Here is a 21002-nt window from a genome sequence, read left to right on the forward strand (position 1 = left end):
TCCCTCCCTTGCCTTTATCGGTCGCAACAAGCGTAGCACAGCTCGAAACTTTTATTAATGAGCGGAAAATCAGGGACGATATTTCCTTTCACGGCAAGCGGAACGGCCGGCCAGTTGCTGTAAGTAGCTGAGCGAATTCGATATCGGTAAATCGTTTGATCCGGACCAACCATAAGCCAATGCACCGTTTCTCCGCGAGGCGACTCGCACCATCCCATTGCCGAACGATACGGCGGTAGTGGTGGGAGAGAAGTGAACGTATCGCCGCTAGGAAGGGAGTGCAATAGTTGTTCAATCATCGCGATTGATTCGAACACTTCGTCAACGCGAATGCGCACCCTAGCAAGAACGTCGCCAGCCTCGTAAACGGGAACGTGAAATGGAACTTGATCATAAGCGGCGTACGGCTGATCGCGCCGAATATCGACCGAGCGTCCCGAAGCTCTTGCCGCTACACCAACGACTTCCAAATCGTTCGCATGTTCTAGGCGAAGTACGCCAGTCGTCGCCATTCGATTCATTGCAATATCATGAGAAAACAGCAAGTCAACAAGTTCTTGAAACTCCTTTTTGACATACGCCAATGTTCGCACAATATCTTCTTTCTCTCGTTCGGTTATATCGATTCTTACCCCACCAAGACGAACGACGCCGCGTAAGTAACGATGACCAGCAACGTGTTCATTTAATTGTTGCATTATTTCTTTTAAGCGTGCTCCTTGGCTAATTCCGACTGCAAACCCAAATCCAGCGCATACGTTCCCGACATCGCCGATATGGTTATACAACCGTTCCAACTCTAAAAACAGCGTACGTAAGTAAGCGGCACGCGGCGGAATTGTTACTTCCCCTATACGTTCTACCGCTTGGGCGAACGCCACACTATGCGAAAGTGCGCAAACACCACATACTCGTTCCGCTAAAAACAATGCTTTCGCAAGCGGCATTCCTTCACTTGCTTTTTCTAAGCCGCGATGTGTAAAAAATAACCGGGCATCTAAATGTAAAATCGTATCGCCAACTGCTCCGAAACGGAAATGACCTGGTTCAATAATACCGGCATGAATCGGTCCGACCGGTATTTCCGTCACGTCTTCGCTGTCGTACGGCATAAACGCTTCTCGACTCTGAACGCGCGGAGCGTGACGGTCGAGCGGAAAATCTTTTCGCAGCGGATGGAGATCTTCCGGCCAATCTCCGTGCAAAATGAGCGGGCGTGGGTCGGGATGCCCTTGTGGCCTGAGCCCTAGCAAATCTTTAACTTCCCGTTCATACCAATTCGCAGCGGGCAACTGTACCGCAACGGAAGGAAACGTTGGATCGAGCGGGTCGATTAACGTTTTCACGGTGATGAAATGACGGAAAGAATCGAAAGAAAATACATAATATAAGGCGAAAAAGCCGTGAATATCCCGCTCATCATTTCCGACCATCGTAAATAACCGCCCTTTTTTCTCATGCCAAAGAAAATAACAGACGTCTGGTAGTTCTGTTTTTTCTACGAGCATAACCGTTTCTTGTGCGCCGTTTTGTTCCATCGACCGCACTTTATTTCCAAGCTGTTGTTTCATTCGTGAAAGCCACTGCTTTATCGTTTTTTCCATTATGATTTGCCCCCTTGCAACACAAACGCCACTTGTTGAATGATTTCTTGAAAGAACGGTGGAACGTATAACCCGAAAACGATAACGGCTATTAATGGAAGAAAGAGCGCCACTGTCGACCAACGACTCATTTCTTTCTTTTCTACTTTCGCCGGTGCTTCTCCGAACGCCATTCGTACGACATAATACATCATCCCAGAAAAAATAAGGACAACGAATAAAAGGAAGAGAACGGTCGCTACTAAATGCCCACTCTGAAAGCCAGCACGCATAATCGTAAATTCACTGATAAAAATGTTAAACGGTGGTGTTCCAGTAATCGCAAACGCCGCAATTAAAAAAATGCTTCCGGTCATCGGCATTGTTTTTAATACACCAGAAATGCGTTCCATTCGTTTCGAATGATATTTTTGCGTGATATTTCCCGCTGCAAAAAACAATAGCGATTTTGCCATGGAATGATGAAACATATGAAGGACAGCGCCGTAAAGACCGAGCGCGCCACCAATGCCAACGCCAAGTGTAATAATGCCGATATGTTCGACGCTAGAGTAGGCAAGCATACGTTTTAAATCATGTTGAACGAGCATAAACGGAACAGTGATTGCAATCGAAAGCAACCCAAAAAAGATGAGATACGATGCTGCTTTTCCGTCTAGCGTCGTATTGACAATCGTGTATATGCGAAAAATGCCATAAAGCGCTGTATTCAACAATACCCCGGATAATACCGCACTGATTGGGGAAGGGGCTTGGCTGTGCGCATCCGGCAGCCAAAAATGCATCGGCGCCAATCCGGCTTTTGTGCCAAACCCGACTAACACAAAAATAAAGGCGATCAGCGTCCATTGCGGATTTAACTGTCCGGCGGCACGATGTAAAACCGTCCAATTTAACGACTCAGCACTTTCGCCGAACAAATCGACGCCGGATAAATAAAGAAAAATAATGCCGAGCAGGGCAAACGCAATGCCGACACTTCCCATAATTAAATATTTCCATGCTGCTTCCAACGATGTTCCTTTTCGATAAAAAGCGACTAAAAGAGCCGATACTAATGTCGTTAACTCGATGCCAACCCAGAGCAAACCGATATTGTTCACGACGCTCACCACTAGCATCGTCCCGATAAAGAGGTGGAACCATAAATAATAATGGCGCACTTTTTCTTCGCTGATAATCCGTTCCGCTACTTCGTGCCGCATATATCCGACCGAATAAAGGGAAGCAATGAATCCGATAAGCACAATCAGCATGACGTTAAAAGCACTTAAAGCATCGATATAGATTAGGTGATGCCAACCTGTAACCGGCGCAACGAAAAACGCGTTCCGTGCAATGGAAAGACCGATGAATACGTTCAATAACGCACCGGCTACTTGCAGCTTCTCACCGATAGGATGGTTTTTTATTTGCCAACATAGCACCGCTGTCATCACGGGAATGATGAGCAGCAATGAAACTTCTCCCATTTTGAATCATCCCTTCAAATTGCTCATTTTTTCTATATTCAAACTTTCAAAAGTAGAATGAATACGGAATGATAAAATCCCGATGATCACGACCGTTACGAGCATATCAAAGAAAACGCCTAATTCGACCATCATCGGCATGCCGTAGCTAATGGACTGTGCCACTAAAAACAAACCGTTTTCAATCGTAATGAGCCCGATTCCTTGCATGAGCGCCTTTTTATGGTCGATCATAATAAACGTTCCGAGAAACATGAGCGTAATCGATACTGGAAGATACGGCGCTCCGAATTTTGTACTTGGAAGATGAAGGCGGGAGGTGACATAAAATCCCGCCACTGACAGAATAATGGCGATCAATAATGAAGTATATTTCGACGTAACGCGCTCTACCCGACGATGGACGTCAATTTTTTTAATCGTGTAATGCAAAATTGCCGGAATGATGATCGCTTTGACAATCAATGTCAACAACGCGGCAACAAACAGATGCGAGAGTTTCGTTTCGTACCACATCGCACCTGCCATCAGCGCAAGTACAAACGATTGAAACGCTAAAATTGGCACAGAATCACTTATTTTCCGGATTTGCAATAACCAAATGGCGCTAATCAGTAGTAGCATAGCAATCCATTGTTCCATTCATGATCCCCCTTTATTCAAACACCCGAAGTAAAATGGCCATTAAAGACAAAATCATCGATGAACCGAGCAGTTTCGGCACTTTAAACAGCCGAATTTTGGCATACATCGTTTCAATGAACGCAAGAAGCACCCCAAGTGCGATTAATTTCGCTACGTACAACAGAAACGATACGAACATATGCCCACCCAAAGAAGCGATCCCCCACGGGAAAAATAAATTGATGAAAAGGCTTAAAAGCAATAGCTGTTTTATTTGCGCTGCCCACATCATTAATCCTAAATATCGGCCGGAATATTCAAGCAACATTCCTTCATGAACCATCGTTAACTCTAAGTGGGTATCCGGATTGTCCACTGGAATGCGTCCTGTTTCGGCAATTAATACGATGAGCATGGCGAAAAAAGCAAGCCCGTAAGACGGTGAAAACCAACTCCATCCATCGCTTGTTAAGGATGCGATGAAATCTGGCAGCTTCGTTGTCCCGCTTGATAAAAGGACGGCAAACACCGACAGCAATAAAGCGGGTTCTGTAATCGCGGATAACGCCATTTCCCGGCTTGATCCCATGCCGCCAAAAGAACCGCCGGCATCGAGGGCGCTAAGCGCTGTGAAAAAGCGGGCGACGGCAAACAAATAAACAATAAGGATAATATCCCCCATAAAGCTCAAACCGTTGTTTGTTATGTAGGTCGGGATGAAAAGGCCGGCCGTCACAATCGAAACAAACACGATATACGGGGTAGCGACCGACAGCCATGACGAATGCACGGAAAGGACGGCATCTTTTTTCATAAACTTCATTAAATCATAATACGGCTGCCAAACGGTTGGCCCGATGCGGTTTTGCATGCGTGCTTTCGTTTTTTTAATCACCCCTTGAATAAACGGGGCAAGCAAAACGATCATTACTGCTTGTAAAAACATTGAAAAAGTCCAGCCCATGTATGTTGCGAAGATAGCCGCCAGTAGCTTGCGGCTTCTTCCTTCCTCCTTCCGTTATCGAATCCATAACAGTAACACGATCAATGTGATAATCATATAGGCTAAATAACTTTGTAAATTTCCGTTTTGAATGGCTCGCAGCCGCTGTGACAACCATACAGTACCGCGAATGAGCGGACGGTATAGCTTTGTTTCGATAATTGCTTCTATTTTTAGCCGATGGCGAATCCGTTTCGGATAATACGCGTATTCTCCTTGTACATCTATCTTTCGCTCGATTCCATAGAGCCTTTTGAAAATCATTAGCACAGGGTGCGAATAGGATGTCCCGGTATATTCCATCGTCGGAACAAGCGGTGTTCCACAGTTCCACGTTTCATCGTAGTGATTGTTACTTTTTCCAACCGATACGCGAAGCAGCGCAATTAGTAAAAGAAGTATCGCTAAGAAAATAATCGTCATCCATCCGAGCGAAATCGACTCGACCGAACGGTGGAACGGAACATACAACATCGCGTGACCAGTTAGTGACTGATGGAAGTAGTTCTCGACGATTTGGTTCGTCATGCGTAAAACCAATCCTGGCCATACGCCAAAAACGACGGTCCCGCCGGCAAGCACAACCATCCCAAACCGCATTGCAAGCGGTACTTCGTTTGCTTTCGCAGCGTGCGATGTACGCGGCAAGGCGAGAAATGCAGTACCGAAATGTTTCACGACACTTCCCGCGACAAACGCTCCCGTCAAGCCGAGCGTTGCAGCTGCAAGGCCGCCAACGGTCTTCCAAATAGGGGAATGAAGCGAAAACGAAAGGTGAAGCAACGATTGAAACGTCGCCCATTCACTCATAAAACCATTGAGCGGCGGAAAAGCAGCGAGCGACATGCCACCGATGAGAAAGAGTACAGCGGTCCACGGCATGCGACGAATAAGCCCACCTAATTCGTTAATGTTTTTCGTATGCGTCGCATACAGAACAGAACCTGCTCCCATAAACAACAATCCTTTAAAGATGGCATGGTTTAATACATGATATAAAAGTGCAGTCAACGCTAACGCCCCTAAGAGCGGCTCGTGATACGAACGGAACAAAAGGGAAGCTCCTAGCCCCATAAAGATGATTCCGATATTTTCAGCACTGCTAAACGCAAGGAAACGCTTCATATCATTTTCCGCTACTCCGAATAAAATGCCCAATACAGCAGAGAGGACGCCAATCCCAAGTACGACTGCCCCCCACCATGTCGCCCCGCCTTTTAAAAAGTCATAGTTCACCCGAAGTAACCCATAAATCGCCGTTTTAATCATAACGGCAGACATTAAAGCGGATATATGGCTTGGTGCGGCCGGGTGCGCCCGAGGTAACCACACATGTAGCGGAATCATTCCCGCTTTCGTCCCAAATCCGATCAACGACGTGAGAAAAATAATGTTTTTGACGGAAGCAGGCAAATCGGACGCGGCTTGTGTGAATGACTGAAAATCAAGGCGATTCGTAAAGAAAAAGAGCGTTAAAAACGAAAGAATAATAAAAACCGTTCCAAAATGTGTCATGACGACATATACATATCCCGCTTTCCGTGTTTCCGGTTTTTCGTGCTCGAACATCACTAAGAAAAAGGAAAGGAGAGACATGAATTCCCATGCGATTAAAAAAGAAACGCTATGATCGACGGTAATCACCGCTACCATTGACAGCAAGAAAAGGTTCAGTCCGCCGCCAAGCCAGCCGATCGGTTTTTTGCCGTAATATTCTGTGACGTACCCAATCGAATAAACCGACACAGCGACAGCTAGCACCGAAATGACGAATAGAAAATAGGCAGAAAGCGTATCAACCTTGAATCGCAATGTAACGTCGGACACGATTGTCCATGCGGTTACAGAAATTGGTTGTTTCGTCGCTAAGACGAGCGATGCCGCTACCGTCCCGAGAAGTCCGCCGACAAGAGCGCTACTATGCGCGAAAATATTTGCCCATTTATCACGTCGGCTAAAACAGAGGGCGCTGAATGTGCCAAAGACAAAAAACAATAGCGATAGCACAAACAGACGCGTTTCGAAGTCTGCCATATCATCACCTCTAAATAAATTTATAATAGAATATTCAATAATTCAAATATACTAATTAACATAAACAGATACAAGGGGAATTTCTTTAGTGAAACGATTCCACAAAAAAGAAAACGCTTACAAAAAATAAGTTGTGTCGTATACTAAAAGCGTAGGGGGTTATTCACAACATAGGGGGATTTCTATGAAAACAGACAAACGATTTGACACGCTCGTCATTCATCACGGGTACGATACGAAAGACCATCTCGGTAGCTTGTCCGTGCCAATTTTTCAGACGTCAACATTTACATTTGTAACGGCAGAACAAGGAGAGGCGCGTTTTGCTGGCCAAGAAGAAGGGTATATTTATTCGCGGCTTGCCAATCCGACAGTAAGGGCACTTGAGGAAAAAATGGCATGTTTAGAAGGAGGAGAAGCGGCGCTTGCATTTAGCTCAGGGATGGCAGCAGTATCCGCGGTATTAATGTCGCTTACAAAAGCGAACGACCATATTATTTGTTCGCAAGGGGTGTACGGTTGTACGTTCGGGCTGTTGCAGCTGTTGAAAAACAAATATCACATTTCTCATGATTTTTGCGCGATGGAAACAGAAGAAGAACTTCGCCAACTCATTCGCCCAGAAACGGTGTGCATTTATGTCGAAACACCGATTAATCCGACGATGAAGCTAGTGGATTTACAAATGGTCGCTAACGTGGCGAAAGAATATGGCATTGCTGTTGTCGTGGACAATACGTTTTGTTCACCGTATTTGCAGCAACCGTTATCACTCGGTTGTGATATCGTCATCCATAGCGCAACGAAATATATTGGAGGGCATGGGGATGTCATCGCTGGCATTGCGGTCGGCACAAAAGAAACAATGACGGAAATCGCAAAAACGACACAAAAAGATGTCGGTGGCGTTCTCTCTCCATTTGATGCGTGGTTGTTGTTGCGAGGAGTAAAGACGCTTGCGGTACGAATGGAACGCCATTGCGATAACGCCGAAAAAATTGTCGAGCAACTAAAGCGCCATCCGCGCGTAGCGAACGTCTATTACCCAGCCGACGTTGACCATCGCGATTATTCGATTTATCAAAAACAAATGAAGCGCGGAGGGGGGCTAATCTCGTTTGAAGTAAACGGAACAAAAGCAGCCGCTCAGCGGCTTTTAAACCATTTACGCCTCATTCATATCGCCGTCAGCTTAGGCGATACCGAGACACTTATCCAACACCCAGCGACGATGACACACGCCGTCGTCCCAGAAGAAGTACGGAAAAAAATGGGCATCAGCGACTCACTTCTCCGCCTATCCGTCGGACTAGAAGCGTGGGAAGACATTTGGGAAGATTTAGAGCAAGCGTTAAACCAGCTATAACGAATCGAGGGCAGCTTTTATATAGTTCGCTGCCCTTTTTTATGGTTTATTTCATTCCAATATCATCTGCCACTTTTCGTCCGTCATAAAACACCCTTTCCTCGTTTAGCGGCTTTTCCTTTGCGGTTATCGTGTGCGGAGTAATTTTCAAAACGACGGTTCGGCTGCCCATCGAAGAGCGGTATGTCTCGACGTGATGTTTGGAAAGCGGCGCGGAAAAATAGCCAGGGACGTATTTATGTAAAAGTTGTTGCATCGCTTCTGTTGCTTCGTCTAAGTCCGTCACGATTTTTGCCGTGCCAAATAACATGACGCTCATATACCCTGTATCCGTTTTTGCCGGGACGGGATGAACCATCGTCCCGAAATGTTCGCTTACGGTAAAACAGACGCGCGCGTTTCGCTTCAGCACCTCCATTTTCCGTCCTTCTTCCGCGCCATGAACGTATACGGCGCCGTTCCACCAGACAAAGTTCAACGGAACGACGTACGGCTCTAGCCCATCCGCTAGCCCTAAATACCCTGTCATCGCCGTCGACAAAAACGCAGAAATTTTCGCCTCATCGGTACACGCTAACATCGGTCTTCTCATTTCGTACATATTTTTTCCTCCTGTTTCCTTTGTTATAATTAGTATAAAAGGCTTCTGGTATGACCGATAGTGACAGTTTTGAACATTTTTTTAGGGTCAGGAGGATACGATGATCGAGTTAACTCCGCATTTAGATGCTACAAAACGTATTCCGCTTTACGAACAACTGTATGAATATATGAAACGGGAGATGTTGCAAGGCCATATTCGAAAGGGGACACGGTTGCCTTCGATTCGTGCCCTTTCGCGCCATTTAAGCATTAGCCGCAATACGGTGGAAGCTGCTTATGCACAGCTCGTGGCAGAAGGATACATTGAGAGTATGCCGAGACAAGGATTTGTGGTGCAAGAATTTACCGAAGAGTGCGGGGCAAACGGATCACTACAGAAGACATACGAACATTCGCCCCCAACCGATGCGATAAAACCAATATACGACTTTCGTTATGGCAACATTGATATAACCCATTTTCCTCACAAAGTATGGCGGGCGTGTATGAATGAGGCGATGGATGCACCGTTAGACGAATTGTTATGGTATGGCGAGCGACAAGGAGATAGGAAGTTGCGCCAAGAAATAGTTCGTTATTTATTTCAGGCGCGCGGGATTCACTGCTCTTGCGAACAAGTCGTGATTGGTGCTGGCATTCACCAAATGACTGGGCTTCTTTGCCAACTCTTCTCGTCGGAAACCGATCTGATCGCAATGGAAAATCCGTCATATGATGGAATTCGCGCGGTATTTACTAATCATCGTTATCGTATTGTTCCTATTTCGCTAGAAAAGGACGGTTTAAACATCACGGAATTGGAACAACGTGAAGCGAACATCGTTTATGTCACTCCTTCCCATCAACTTCCGCTCGGAATGGTGTTGCCGATTGGAAAGCGGCAAAGGCTATTAAAGTGGGCCGAAAAAATAGATGGCTTCATTATTGAAGACGATTATGACAGCGAATTTCGTTATGAGGGGAAACCGATTCCAGCCTTAAAAGCGCTTGATACACAAGAACGGGTCATCTATATCGGGACGTTTTCGAAAGTATTAACGCCCGCTATCCGCGTTTGTTACATGGTGCTTCCCGTCCGTTTGCTCGAAACGTTCCGAAAGAAGTTTTCTTGTTACAATCAACCGGTCGCAACCATCGTCCAAAAAGCGTTAGCCTTGTTTATGGAAAGAGGGCATTTAGAGCGGCATATCCGTAAAATGCGCAATGTGTATGCAAAAAAGCGGCAAGCGCTGATTGCGGCGATTGACGAAAATTTTGGTCCAAATGCCATAATTATAGGGGAAAAAGCTGGATTGCATTTGCTTGTTCGCTTTCCACATGTGACCGATGTCAGCGGTTTTGTCGAGCGTGCGAAACATGAAGGAATCAGCATCTACTCCGCTGCGAAATATTGGTTTGACCCGACCACCTCGCCTCTTCCTTACATTTTGTTAGGATTTGGCGGAATGAGCGAGCATGAGATAAAAGAAGGGGTAAGGTTGCTTCGAGGATTGTTTGATGCGGAAACGCTTTTCTAAAAAAGAATGAGAGACTGTCTTGTTATGATAGTTTTTATCAGATGAACACAGAAACGCCCGAAGAAGCTAACAGTCTAAGTGCAATAGACAGATAGCTTCTTTTCATGTTCTTCGCATACAAATCGATAAAAATCGTCAACAACAAAACGAGCTCAAGCAAGTGATTTTAACGAGTTCCTCTTCTGATCACGGATTGGGATGTATCTCATCATGGACCACACCGATCATTCAGGAATATGTGCGCAACACGTATGATGATGAGTTGCACAAGTATTTGCGCATGCTTTGGCGATTGTGTTTAAGATATACTCGTCCCACTTATGTATTGGTAAAGCTGATTCGAAAAAACACCAGGCGTTTAAACAGGAAATCGACCTTATTAAACAAACTTCTGAATCAAGATATGGTGCCCTTGTATCAAGATGAGACACATGTTCGTGCGTATCGGAGCCTTCATGCCACATGGTCAGAAGTGGGCAAACAGAAACAAGTGTCAACGTATGGGCATCATGCCAGCGTTACCTTATTTGGTGCTTTGAACGCGATGACAGGAGAAGTCCGTGCATCAAACCTCCTCTTCTTGCAAACGGGAGGATTTTTTGTCGTTTCTTCAGTTAGTGGCGAATCATTACAACGACCAAGTCATTGCCATGGTCGTTGACAATGCCAAAATCCATCGTTCTCCACTCATCCAAGATTTTCTTTCCAAGAACGAACGGATCCTGTTGATTTATCTACCGCCTTATTCGCCGGATTTGAATCCCATTGAACGGTTATGGAAATGGCTAAAAGAGACGGTCATTGCCAATCAGTTTCATCCAACACGTTCTTCCATTGAAGAAGCAATGAATTTGTTTTTAGATGAAATTTCTAAAAGCCCAGACAATGTATTGTGTCGAGTGGGTCTCGCCTAAGTTCCATGTCGAAAAGTTAAATCAGTTTTATATATACAAAGAGTGAGAATGAAAAATAAACAGGAGGAAAAGAGATATTGTTGAATATTCTAAATATTACACCGAATATACGGAAGGGAGATACATATAATGAAAGAAGTCGTCATTGTCGATGCGGTGCGGACGCCGATCGGAAAGTATAAAGGGGCGCTCAAAGACGTTCGCCCCGATGATTTAGGAGCGGTTGTCATTCGCGCGCTCGTTGAACGCAATCCGTCACTTCCGGTAGATCAAATTGAAGAAGTTGTTCTTGGAAATGCGAACCAAGCGGGCGAAGATAATCGAAACGTTGCACGAATGTCGGCGCTATTGGCTGGCTTGCCGGTGGAAGTAGCGGGAACAACGGTGAACCGCTTGTGCGGCTCTGGCTTGGATGCAGTCAACTACGCAGCACGGGCGATTATAACAGGAGAGGCAGGTATTGTCATCGCCGGAGGAACGGAAAGTATGACGCGGGCGCCTTTTGTCATGGCCAAGCCGGATCAAGACTTTCCGCGCGGCAACTTAGAAATGTTTGATACGACGATCGGTTGGCGGTTTATTAATCCAAAGCTTCACGAAATGTATGGAACGGACAGCATGCCGCAAACGGCGGAAAACGTAGCTAAGCGGTACGGTATTTCTCGGGAAGCGCAAGACGAATTTGCTTACGAAAGTCAAATGAAGGCGAAAAGGGCGCTGGCGGCGAATTTATTTGCCGAGGAGCTAGTTCCTGTCGTGTATCGTGACCGAAAAGGAACAGAGGTTGTTGTTGATAAAGATGAACATCCGCGTCCAGATACGACGCTTGAGAAACTGGCGAAATTACGTCCGTTATTTGAAAACGGCACGGTCACGGCTGGAAACGCTTCCGGCGTCAATGACGGGGCAGCAGCGCTGCTTTTAATGAGCGCAGAAAAAGCGAAAGAGCTTGGGATGACGCCGCTTGTGAAATATACGGTATCAGCCGTTGCGGGATTGGAGCCAGCGGTGATGGGGCTTGGTCCGATTTATGCGACGAGAAAGGCGTTGAAACGTGCGGGGTTAACGATAGATGAGATCGGTTTAGTAGAAATAAATGAAGCGTTCGCTTCTCAAGCATTAGAATGCATAAGGCAGCTTGAGCTCGATAAAGAAAAAGTCAACGTAAACGGTGGAGCGATTGCGTTCGGCCATCCGCTCGGGGCAAGCGGAGCGAGAATTTTAACGACGTTAATTTATGAAATGAAACGAAGAGGCGTCAAATACGGTCTGGCCACGATGTGTATTGGTGTCGGTCAAGGAATTGCGACGATTGTCGAAAATGTCGATGCATAATGAAAGGAAGACGGACGAGTGCACAATATTTTATGGGAAAAACGTGACGATATCGGCTATGTGACGATTCATCGCCCGGATGCGATGAATTGCTTCGATTTATGTGACACTAGTGGAATTAGGAGAAATGGTGGAAGCGCTTCACTTTGATCGCGACGTTCGGGGCAAGGAAAAGTGGCGGCGGAAACGATGGCAGGGAAAAAATCGGAAGTCGATTGGACATTTTTGCCGACGGTTGTTTACTCGACTCCGCCGATCGCTTGCGTCGGATTAACAGAAGAGGAAGCGAAACAACAATATGGGGAGATTCGCACCGGGCAGTTTCCGCTGACAGGAAACGGCTATGCTAGCATTCTTGGTCAAAAAGAAGGTCTTGTGAAAGTGATTAGCGACGCCAAGACCGAAGTGGTACTTGGTGTTCATATCATCGGGGCGGGTGCTGTTGAGTTAATTTCAAGCGGAGTGATCGGTCTGGAAATGGGAGGGCGCGACGAAGATTTTACATTTCCGTTATACCCGCACCCAAGCATGAATGAAAGTTTGCTTGAAGCGGTGGAGGCGTTAACAGGTGAAGCGATTCATTTGTCGCCAGCGAAACAAAAAGAAGCGGTCTCAGCTTGAAACCGCTTCGGCAAAAATGTCGTAATGGTTTTCGAAGATGGTTTGTTGCAACTCATCTAGTGATGGAACTTCTTCAAACGTATATGAGCCGAGACGTACGAGCGAGTATTCGCTGCCTGGGTCGAAAACAACCTCCACAATTTCTTCCGTTCCGCAATCAATTTCTTGTACGCAATCAGCGCTTGCGATCACATCTACTGTTTTGTATTTCCCTAATAACACGTGATATCCTTCTTTTAGTTCTTCCGTAAAAATGGACTCCATGCTCATTAATTCATGAACAATCATTTTGACACTCCCTCGATTCTCCAAAAAATATTTCTATACAAACTATACTATAATGTACGAAAAAATGTATACTTTTTCACACATGTTCAAAAAATCGCCATAAACATTTGAACGTTAGTTGATTATTTGCTATTCAAAGGATGTATTTCCTAATTTTAAAAAAATAATCATGAATATTCTACCAAAAGAAGAATAAATAGGTTCATCACCACAACATGTACTTGACAAGCGATACGTTCTCCTGAACAAGGATGTGCAAAAATCATTGATTTACTGATTTTTCCTCACAAGCGTAAGTGGGGCATGTTATGAAAAAATCAAGCACAACTTTTGGTGAAGAGCCAATAAATAGTGGTATAATAAAAGAATCAATACGTTTGTTTTGTTAGGGAATGAGGAATGCGATAATGAAAATTAGACAATGGGATCGGAATTTGAAAATTCGCCTGTTCGGAGAAGCGTTGTTTAATATTACGTTTTGGATGTTTTTCCCATTTATGGCGATTTATTTTACAGAGGCGTTTGGGAAAGAAAAAACAGGACTGTTATTGATTGTTTCGCAGCTATTTTCTGTTGTTGCGAGTTTAATTGGCGGATATTTGGCGGATCAATTTGGACGGAAGCGGATGATGGTGCTTGCGGCATATAGCCAAGGGGTCGTCTTTTTTTTGTTTGCGCTCGCCAGCTCCCCATGGTGGACATCGCCGGTTGCCGGCTTTTTTTGTTTTACGCTCGCTAGTATTTGCAGCTCTCTATATTGGCCGGCTAGCCAAGCGATGGTGGTGGATGTGGTGCCGGAAGAACACCGCAGCAGCGTGTTCGCTCTGTTTTATACGTCAATCAATATTGCAGTCGTCGTCGGACCGATTATTGGTGGGATGTTTTATGAACATCATCTGTTTGCGTTGTTGCTTGCCGCGTCTTTTTCCTGCTTATTGTTAGCAATTGTTTTAACGAAAGCGCTCCGCGAAACGGTTCCGGCACAGCTTATTCAGCAGCAAAACAAGAAGTGGTACGAATTTATTAGAGAACAAATTCAACAATATGGCATTATTATGCGGGATCGGACGTTTCTTTTGTTTGTAGTTGCCGGTATTTTAGTAGCGCAAACGTTTATGCAGCTCGATTTGCTCATTCCGGTATATACGAAAGATGTGGTCGATCAACAGACGCTTTTTTCGTTCAGCGACTGGTCGGTGACGTTAAGCGGGGAAAAATTGTTTGGGATGCTCGTTTCAGAAAACGGTTTGTTAGTGGCATTGTTCACCGTTATCGTCACAAGGTGGATGGAACGTTATCGAGACCGCACCGTCTTTATTGGGTCATCCGTGCTGTATGGCCTTTCGATTCTTTTTATTGGTCAGACGACAAGCGTGTGGGGGATGATATGTTCCGTAGCGCTGTTCACGTTCGCTGAGCTGATGACAGCTGGTATTCAACAGACGTTTATTTCTAAGCTTGCTCCAGAAGAAATGCGCGGTCAATATTTTGCGGCAGCGAGTTTGCGCTGGACGATCGGGCGGGCGCTGGCGCCTTTTTCGATTGCCGCTACGATTTGGTTCGGGTATCAATGGACGTTTTTGCTCCTTGGAGTTCTGGCGTTCATGAGCGCCGCCCTATATTTTGTGATGTTCCGTATATTTGAAAAAGAGCGGCACGTCCAAGCAAAAAGTGCGTGAACGGGGGAGGATGGATGGAAATTATTTTGATTCGACATGGAAAGTCAGCATGGCAAAAAAGCGGGTGGATAACTCCGGCTCAGTTTGCTCAGTGGATCGCAGCATATGATGCCCATGGTATCTCTGTTGATGATCCGATTCCAGAGCTGACGGTACAAAAAATGAAGCAAGCAAATGTAGTGATTACAAGCCCGCTGCCGCGTGCGCTCCATTCTGTGCAACGGCTTTTGCCGGCGTGTCTTGTCGAGGAAAATGAACTGTTTCGTGAAGTAGATACACCTATTCCGTTTTTGCACCTTCATTTTCTGCGGTTGCCAGTACAACTATGGCTTATTTTTGCGCGACTCTGCTGGTTTTTAGGATACGTACGCGGTGTAGAATCGTATGCACAGGCCGTCACCCGCGCCCAAAAAGCTTGCGATTTACTCATGGAGTATTCCGAAAAATACGGAACGGTTGCAGTTGTCGGACACGGCTGGTTTCACCGGTTCGTCGGAAAGCAATTAGAAAAAAAGGGATGGAAACGAACTGTTTCCAAGCGAGCGACGCATTGGTACGCATGTTCGTATACATTAGATTGAAGTGCGCGACGCTCAGCCTGTCCGGCCGTTAATGAATTCACATATTTTCCCTTCTTTTGTCATAAACATGAATGAGGAATAGCGAACGGGAGAGGGGAAGATTGGTGAAAGAAAATGATATAATTCGGACAGATAGCGAAAATGAAGAACAACCGCTGCCGACGCGCTTGGATCAGCGCAGGCAAGCAGCGCAACAACGAAGCATCAAGCGGTTTAGCTGGACAGCCTTTGTGTTGCTCGTCCTTTTTGTGATCAGCATTACCGTCATCAAAGGCTATGGGATGCTGAAAAACGAAATGGGGAAAGAAATGGCCATCCGCCAATTGGAGCAGGCGCTAAAAGAAAAAGATTGGGACGTGTTAAAAACATCAATTCGCAGTAATGTACCGGTCAACGAAAAAACGTTAGCTCCACTACTATTATATTTAGACAAACAACCGAAAGGCTATGATGTGCTCCAGCGTGATTTAGAAAAGCAAAAAGAAGTAAAGCACGTATACATAAAAGGATTAACATCCGTTCCGCCGATTTTTACAATGACGGTGTATGAAACGCAATTTTTCCTACTTGATCAATACGTATTTGAACCAACACTTTATTCATTTGTCGTGCGTGCCGAGGATGATGCGACCGTCCTTGTGAATGAAAAAAAAGTAGAGGGGGAAGCAACAAAAGACCCGTTTGTAAAAAAATATGGCCCATACCTCCCAGGGATGTACGAAGTAACGGTCATTACTAAACAAACGAAAAAAACGAAAACGATTGTTTTATTCGGCGGAGAGCGGGTGCGAGAAGTGAAGTTTTAAAAAGGTGTCCTCATATGGGACACCTTTTCATGTTAACTCGCTTAATAAACAAACAGAGCGTGTACCATTGCGGTAATGCCGACTTCTTGCGACTGGATCGGCGGTGCCGCTCCCTCTGCGAGCACCATCGGACGCGGTGGAGGAGGGAAAGGATGGCTTTGTTCTTTTATTTCTACCGGAACATCGTGTAACGGCAGCTGAAGGGTACGGGCAAGAACGCGCGCTTTTTCTTGGGCGTTTTTTACTGCCATGGCGAGCGCCTGTTGGTAATGCGGCTGCTCGTTAGCGAGTTTAAATTGAAGCTGGCGGGCGATGTTCGCTCCGTTGACTACTGCCGTTTCATAAATGGCCCCAACATTTTTTACATCTTTGACAGTAATGTCAAACATATGCTCAACCTCATATCCAACGAGGATGACTGTTTGATTTGTGTACGTATATTTCGGATAAATGGAAAATGAGGAAGTGTCGATGTCTTCGTGGCGAATGCCGATCGTTTGCAGCGCTTGTATCATCGCATTCGCTCGTTTCGCGTTTTCCGTAAGCGCCTCTAAGGCACTTGTATGCTCGGTACGAATTCCGATCGTTACGATGACAGTATCCGGTTTAACATACAGTGTGCCCTGGCCAGTGACGGCAATGGTTCTAGTGGGCGGAGAAACGCTAGAATGTTGCGGATAATAAGAATGACCCCAAACATCATGCATACAAACACTTTCTTTCAAGCTGCTTTATTTCGGTTATTTTCCGTGACATACCAGTAATACACGCGCGGGAGGCGGAAATAGCACCAATATTCTTGCAATAATGTGATCCCGACAAATATGACCATTTGCCAATCGATCTGTTTCATGATTTTCATCTCCTTTTTTATACCAACATATTCTTTTGTCAAGTTGTCTCATTCACTTTGCGAAATGAAACAAAAGACGCTGCTCGTTCGTATGAAAAAGAGGGACATGCTATAATGTAGATAAAACTTTCGCAAGGAAGGGATTAACAATGAAACGTTGGTTCATGATGTTATGGCGGTGGTTCGTTTCATGGAATGTCGGTTTTGTAACAGCGATCATCGCCTTCTTTTTGTTTGATTATCAATTTTTCCTTTCGTTTGTATCAGGAACAGCGGCGATGCTTGCTACATCTGTTTACATGAAGCGAAAAGCGCATCGAATTGTCGCAAACGGCCTTTTAAAAGAAGAAAAAGACTATATACGCACGCAGCTTGCCGAAGCATGGAAAAAATGGAAGCGGATGCGGCGGGCGCGCTTGAAAGTTCGTTCGCTTGTGATGTGGCAGAAAATCTCACATATAAGTGCAACGGTCGAAAAAATGATTCGTGCCGTCGAACAACACCCGCGGAAATTCCGAATCGCTCAGTCGTTTTTTATTCATGAATTAGATTCTGCAGTAACGATGATTGAAAAATACGTTTATCTGATTCATCAACCGGTTCGCAACAACGAAATGAAAGAAGCGCTGCGGAAAACGGAGCAGCTGTTGGATGAACTGGTGGTTGTCGCAGAAAAACGGTTGTTGGAAATTCTTTCTGATGATGTGTTTGATTTGCAGGTAGAAACGAAATTGCTTGAGCAATCGCTCGAACAACAAAAACCGTTAGAGAGCAGTGAATGGAGAAAGGAGAGGGACTATGAAACCGTTCGATAACGAAGAGTGGACAAGCTCGCTTGATTCGCTGTTGGAAAACCCGTTTTCTTTACCGGCGGAACAAAAAGAGATGGCGGTGGAGGAGCGCCGTCCGGTGAAGCTGATTGATACGTTAAAGCAAGAACATCGCGAAAAAGCGCTCCAGCTTTCGAAACAAATTGATCCAAGCAATCAGCAGGCGATCATTCAATACGGGGTGGCGGCGCAGGCGGAACTGTCGAAGTTTTCGCACGCGATTTTAAATCACGTTCAAACAAAAGACGCTGGACCTGTTGGTGAGGTCATTAGCGAATTGATGAGCAAAATTAAAGAAGTGAATCCGGACGATTTATTGCCGGCGAAAAAAGGATTTTTATCGCGATTATTCGGATCTGTATCGAAGTCGCTGCAAGGAATGGTTGCCAAATATCAAAAAATCGGTGTCGAAATCGATAAAATTGCCGATCAATTAGAAAAGCACCGTCAGCTATTGTTTCGCGACATTATGATGTTAGAAACGTTGTACGAAAAAAATAAAGAGTATTTTGATGCGCTCAATATTTATATTGCCGCGGCAGAGTTAAAACTCGAAGAATTGCGGACGAAGCTCATTCCGGAAAAGCGGGCACAGGCGGAAAAGTCAGGAAATCAAATGGAGATGCAGGAAGTGAATGATTTGTTGCAATTTGCAGACCGTTTGGAAAAGCGCATTCACGATTTAAAATTAAGCCGGCAAGTGACGATTCAAACAGCGCCGCAAATTCGCATGATTCAGCATATGAACCAAACGTTAGTGGAGCGCATTCAATCGTCGATTTTAACTGCCATTCCGCTTTGGAAAAATCAAGTCGTCATCGCTTTGACGTTATTCCGTCAGCAAAGGGCGGTGGAAGCGCAAAAACAAGTAACCGAAACGACGAACGATTTGCTGCTACGCAATTCGGAAATGTTGAAAATCAATAGCATTGAAGTGGCAAAAGAAAACGAGCGTGGACTGATTGATATTGAAACGTTAAAGAAAACGCAAGAAAACTTAGTGGCTACATTAGAAGAAACACTAAAAATTCAGCAAGAAGGCCGCCTCAAACGCCAGCAAGTAGAACGGGAGCTAGTCAACATGGAAGAACAATTGAAACAGACGCTTGCCTCAATGAAGCGATAAGAAAAGCAATTAGACAGTGATTCAGAATGTGAAAAAGGCTGACATTTGCTCAGCCTTTTTATTTTAATCCGCTGGACGATTTGGTCCTTCTAACTTTTTGTCCCCATACCCTAGTGGTTGTTTGTTCGTTTCTTGCTGCAACTGTTTGTTGTTAGCCTCTGTTTGCGTGTCTGTTTTTTTCATTACGTACTCATCCTTTCTTTATTTATTGCTCGTTACGTAGTGTGGCGCTTTTTTTGCTTTTTATCCAAAAATATTTGTAAGATTTTTTAACAAACTTTTTTCGTTTGTAACCGTTTACTTTCGAAAAAAAGAGTTGATTAACACTTTTTTATGTAATATATTATAACAAAAGATGTTAAAACAAATGACGGAAAGGGAGATGGAAATGAGTCCGAAAGAAATTTCGTTGGCACTTGATTCGTTATGGGTGATGATCAGCGCCGTATTGGTCATCGGCATGCAAGCGGGCTTTGCTTTGCTGGAAGCTGGATCGACGCGAATGAAAAACTCAGGTCACGTCGCGGGAAAACAAATTTTAAGCTTCGCAATCGCTTCCCTTGCATTTTGGGCGTTTGGCTTTGCGATTACGTTTGGCGCAGGAAACAGTTTCATCGGCACGGAAGGATGGTTTTTAAAAGAAGGAAAAGGGACGTTTGATTCGCTCTCGTGGGCGAACGTACCGCTGTCGCTTAAATTTTTGTTCCAGCTCGGCTTTGCGGGAGTTTCCTTGGCGATTGCATGGGGAGGTTTTGCAGAACGTGCGAAATTATCTGTTTATTTTATATTCGGAACGATTTTTACAATCGCCATTTATCCAGTCATCGGCCACTGGGTATGGGGCGGCGGCTGGCTTGGAACGATGGGAATGCAAGATTTCGCCGGCTCTACAGTCGTTCATTTGCAAGGGGCGATTGCAGCGTTAGTGGCAACGATTTTGCTTGGGCCGCGCATCGGAAAATTTAATAAAGATAAGACGCCAAATGTTATTCCAGGCCATAACCAAGTCTATACGGTCATTGGCGGCTTCATTTTATGGGTCGGCTGGTTTGGATTTAATGCCGGAAGTACGATGGCCGTAGGGGATGGATTTTTCGGTTATGTGGCACTAACGACGAACTTGGCAGCGGCAGCGGGAGCGATTGCGGCGATTATTACCGCAAAAATCATGGTTGGAAAAGCGGATATTCCAGCGATGGTCAACGGTGTGTTAGCAGCGCTTGTTGCGATTACGGCCGCATGCGCGTTCGTCGAGCCGTGGGCAGCCGTTGTAATTGGAGCGGTAGCCGGTTCATTCACGTTCTGGACGTCTGTTTACTTTGAACGAAAAGGCATTGACGATCCGATTTATGCGTTCTCTGTTCATGGGATTGCTGGAGCGATCGGCACAATTTCGACAGGGTTTTTTGCTTCTCCTCGTTTAGTAGAGATTACAGGAATCGGAAAAGCAGGGCTCGTGTACGGCGGCGGATTCCATCAGTTGATTGTGCAAACGGTTGGGGTGTTAGGAGCGGCGGCTTATGTTGCGGTTGTGTCCTTTGTGATCTTGTTTGCCTTGAAGAAAACGATCGGACTCCGTGTGACAGCCGAACAAGAAATTTCTGGTTTGGATATTAGCGAACACGGTTCGTACGGTTATCCAGAACAATTGGATCCTGCATTTGTGAACCATTCGAAAACAGTGGTTCAATAAGAAAAAAACCGGATTGGCATGTCCATCCGGTTTTTTTAGAAAAGGAAGATCAA

General features: G+C 45.2%; 21 protein-coding genes. 12 read left to right on the plus strand and 9 right to left on the minus strand.

All coding sequences use genetic code 11. The features are described from left to right. Nucleotides 1–14: 14 nt before the first annotated feature. The 5 genes from M4I42_RS05320 to hyfB form a co-directional block, all read right to left on the minus strand. Entirely contained in the window at nt 15–1604 is a 1590-nt protein-coding gene (locus tag M4I42_RS05320) for a hydrogenase large subunit (protein ID WP_268851198.1), read from the minus strand. Further along, nucleotides 1604–3076: a hydrogenase 4 subunit F gene (locus tag M4I42_RS05325; RefSeq protein WP_268851199.1), complete on the minus strand. Its 1473-nt coding sequence runs from the start codon at nt 3074–3076 to the stop codon at nt 1604–1606. Before M4I42_RS05325 ends, M4I42_RS05320 begins: the two co-directional genes overlap by 1 nt. 6 nt (nt 3077–3082) lie before the next feature. Beyond that, on the minus strand, nt 3083–3718 hold the full coding sequence (locus tag M4I42_RS05330) for a hydrogenase (protein WP_268851200.1): 636 nt from the start codon (nt 3716–3718) through the stop codon (nt 3083–3085). A 13-nt stretch (nt 3719–3731) separates the two neighbouring features. Continuing rightward, nucleotides 3732–4646, minus strand: a complete 915-nt coding sequence (locus M4I42_RS05335) for a respiratory chain complex I subunit 1 family protein (RefSeq protein ID WP_268851201.1) — start codon at nt 4644–4646, stop codon at nt 3732–3734. Between the two features lie 72 nt (nt 4647–4718). Next, nucleotides 4719–6737: a hydrogenase 4 subunit B gene (gene hyfB / locus M4I42_RS05340; protein ID WP_268851202.1), complete on the minus strand. Its 2019-nt coding sequence runs from the start codon at nt 6735–6737 to the stop codon at nt 4719–4721. Nucleotides 6738–6921: 184 nt separating this feature from the next. Here hyfB and megL point away from each other — a divergent pair, with 184 nt between their 5' ends. Continuing rightward, entirely contained in the window at nt 6922–8103 is a 1182-nt protein-coding gene (gene megL / locus M4I42_RS05345) for a methionine gamma-lyase (RefSeq protein ID WP_268851203.1), read from the plus strand. A 46-nt stretch (nt 8104–8149) separates the two neighbouring features. Here the strand turns inward: megL and M4I42_RS05350 are convergent, their stop codons facing one another. Beyond that, a complete protein-coding gene (locus M4I42_RS05350; protein WP_442864075.1) occupies nt 8150–8704 on the minus strand; it encodes a pyridoxamine 5'-phosphate oxidase family protein in 555 nt (184 codons plus the stop codon). Nucleotides 8705–8804: 100 nt separating this feature from the next. Here M4I42_RS05350 and pdxR point away from each other — a divergent pair, with 100 nt between their 5' ends. The 5 genes from pdxR to M4I42_RS05375 all read left to right on the plus strand — a co-directional run bounded on the left by pdxR (nt 8805) and on the right by M4I42_RS05375 (nt 13093). Then, nucleotides 8805–10223 (plus strand): MocR-like pyridoxine biosynthesis transcription factor PdxR, encoded by a 1419-nt coding sequence (gene pdxR, locus M4I42_RS05355; RefSeq protein WP_268851204.1) that lies wholly within the window; start codon nt 8805–8807, stop codon nt 10221–10223. A 599-nt stretch (nt 10224–10822) separates the two neighbouring features. Further along, on the plus strand, nt 10823–11137 hold the full coding sequence (locus tag M4I42_RS05360; protein WP_268851205.1) for a transposase: 315 nt from the start codon (nt 10823–10825) through the stop codon (nt 11135–11137). Between the two features lie 129 nt (nt 11138–11266). Continuing rightward, nucleotides 11267–12472 (plus strand): thiolase family protein, encoded by a 1206-nt coding sequence (locus M4I42_RS05365; RefSeq protein ID WP_268851206.1) that lies wholly within the window; start codon nt 11267–11269, stop codon nt 12470–12472. Nucleotides 12473–12490: 18 nt separating this feature from the next. Next, on the plus strand, nt 12491–12622 hold the full coding sequence (locus M4I42_RS05370) for a hypothetical protein (RefSeq protein WP_268851207.1): 132 nt from the start codon (nt 12491–12493) through the stop codon (nt 12620–12622). A 24-nt stretch (nt 12623–12646) separates the two neighbouring features. Beyond that, nucleotides 12647–13093, plus strand: coding sequence for a hypothetical protein (locus M4I42_RS05375; protein ID WP_268851208.1), 447 nt, complete (start codon nt 12647–12649; stop codon nt 13091–13093). Here the strand turns inward: M4I42_RS05375 and M4I42_RS05380 are convergent. Then, the gene (locus M4I42_RS05380; RefSeq protein WP_268851209.1) at nt 13085–13381 is read right to left on the minus strand and encodes a hypothetical protein; all 297 of its coding nucleotides are present in this window, start codon (nt 13379–13381) and stop codon (nt 13085–13087) included. The genes M4I42_RS05375 and M4I42_RS05380 overlap by 9 nt on opposite strands. A gap of 407 nt (nt 13382–13788) precedes the next feature. On the opposite strand from M4I42_RS05380, the gene M4I42_RS05385 reads away from it, so the two are divergent. The 3 genes from M4I42_RS05385 (at nt 13789) to M4I42_RS05395 (ending at nt 16447) form a co-directional block, all read left to right on the plus strand. Then, nucleotides 13789–15060, plus strand: a complete 1272-nt coding sequence (locus tag M4I42_RS05385; RefSeq protein WP_268851210.1) for an MDR family MFS transporter — start codon at nt 13789–13791, stop codon at nt 15058–15060. A 14-nt stretch (nt 15061–15074) separates the two neighbouring features. Then, nucleotides 15075–15641, plus strand: a complete 567-nt coding sequence (locus M4I42_RS05390; protein WP_268851211.1) for a histidine phosphatase family protein — start codon at nt 15075–15077, stop codon at nt 15639–15641. A 104-nt stretch (nt 15642–15745) separates the two neighbouring features. Then, on the plus strand, nt 15746–16447 hold the full coding sequence (locus M4I42_RS05395; protein ID WP_268851212.1) for a hypothetical protein: 702 nt from the start codon (nt 15746–15748) through the stop codon (nt 16445–16447). 41 nt (nt 16448–16488) lie between these two features. On the opposite strand, the gene M4I42_RS05400 is transcribed toward M4I42_RS05395, so the two are convergent. Then, nucleotides 16489–17154, minus strand: coding sequence for an SIMPL domain-containing protein (locus M4I42_RS05400; RefSeq protein ID WP_268851213.1), 666 nt, complete (start codon nt 17152–17154; stop codon nt 16489–16491). 14 nt (nt 17155–17168) lie between these two features. Continuing rightward, entirely contained in the window at nt 17169–17300 is a 132-nt protein-coding gene (locus M4I42_RS05405; protein WP_268851214.1) for a hypothetical protein, read from the minus strand. A 149-nt stretch (nt 17301–17449) separates the two neighbouring features. Between M4I42_RS05405 and M4I42_RS05410 the strand changes: the two genes are divergently transcribed. The 3 genes from M4I42_RS05410 (at nt 17450) to M4I42_RS05420 (ending at nt 20949) form a co-directional block, all read left to right on the plus strand. Beyond that, complete coding sequence (locus M4I42_RS05410) at nt 17450–18115, plus strand: 5-bromo-4-chloroindolyl phosphate hydrolysis family protein (protein WP_268851215.1); 666 nt, start codon at nt 17450–17452, stop codon at nt 18113–18115. Then, nucleotides 18099–19256, plus strand: coding sequence for a toxic anion resistance protein (locus tag M4I42_RS05415; RefSeq protein WP_183250895.1), 1158 nt, complete (start codon nt 18099–18101; stop codon nt 19254–19256). The genes M4I42_RS05410 and M4I42_RS05415 overlap by 17 nt, the downstream gene beginning before the upstream one ends. 388 nt (nt 19257–19644) lie before the next feature. After that, on the plus strand, nt 19645–20949 hold the full coding sequence (locus tag M4I42_RS05420; RefSeq protein WP_268851216.1) for an ammonium transporter: 1305 nt from the start codon (nt 19645–19647) through the stop codon (nt 20947–20949). Nucleotides 20950–21002: the final 53 nt, after the last annotated feature.

Origin of the sequence: Anoxybacillus sp. J5B_2022 (assembly GCF_026847645.1) — a bacterium.
Taxonomy (GTDB): domain Bacteria; phylum Bacillota; class Bacilli; order Bacillales; family Anoxybacillaceae; genus Anoxybacteroides.

Coding starts and splice junctions, on each gene's coding strand:
- M4I42_RS05320 (WP_268851198.1), bottom strand. CDS start 1,604: ATGGAAAAAACGATAAAGCAGTGGCTTTCACGAATGAAACAACAGCTT.
- M4I42_RS05390 (WP_268851211.1), top strand. CDS start 15,075: ATGGAAATTATTTTGATTCGACATGGAAAGTCAGCATGGCAAAAAAGC.
- M4I42_RS05335 (WP_268851201.1), bottom strand. CDS start 4,646: ATGTTTTTACAAGCAGTAATGATCGTTTTGCTTGCCCCGTTTATTCAA.
- M4I42_RS05420 (WP_268851216.1), top strand. CDS start 19,645: ATGAGTCCGAAAGAAATTTCGTTGGCACTTGATTCGTTATGGGTGATG.
- M4I42_RS05325 (WP_268851199.1), bottom strand. CDS start 3,076: ATGGGAGAAGTTTCATTGCTGCTCATCATTCCCGTGATGACAGCGGTG.
- M4I42_RS05350 (WP_442864075.1), bottom strand. CDS start 8,704: ATGTACGAAATGAGAAGACCGATGTTAGCGTGTACCGATGAGGCGAAA.
- M4I42_RS05380 (WP_268851209.1), bottom strand. CDS start 13,381: ATGATTGTTCATGAATTAATGAGCATGGAGTCCATTTTTACGGAAGAA.
- pdxR (WP_268851204.1), top strand. CDS start 8,805: ATGATCGAGTTAACTCCGCATTTAGATGCTACAAAACGTATTCCGCTT.
- M4I42_RS05330 (WP_268851200.1), bottom strand. CDS start 3,718: ATGGAACAATGGATTGCTATGCTACTACTGATTAGCGCCATTTGGTTA.
- M4I42_RS05365 (WP_268851206.1), top strand. CDS start 11,267: ATGAAAGAAGTCGTCATTGTCGATGCGGTGCGGACGCCGATCGGAAAG.
- M4I42_RS05415 (WP_183250895.1), top strand. CDS start 18,099: ATGAAACCGTTCGATAACGAAGAGTGGACAAGCTCGCTTGATTCGCTG.
- M4I42_RS05405 (WP_268851214.1), bottom strand. CDS start 17,300: ATGAAACAGATCGATTGGCAAATGGTCATATTTGTCGGGATCACATTA.
- hyfB (WP_268851202.1), bottom strand. CDS start 6,737: ATGGCAGACTTCGAAACGCGTCTGTTTGTGCTATCGCTATTGTTTTTT.
- M4I42_RS05410 (WP_268851215.1), top strand. CDS start 17,450: ATGAAACGTTGGTTCATGATGTTATGGCGGTGGTTCGTTTCATGGAAT.
- megL (WP_268851203.1), top strand. CDS start 6,922: ATGAAAACAGACAAACGATTTGACACGCTCGTCATTCATCACGGGTAC.
- M4I42_RS05400 (WP_268851213.1), bottom strand. CDS start 17,154: ATGCATGATGTTTGGGGTCATTCTTATTATCCGCAACATTCTAGCGTT.
- M4I42_RS05385 (WP_268851210.1), top strand. CDS start 13,789: ATGAAAATTAGACAATGGGATCGGAATTTGAAAATTCGCCTGTTCGGA.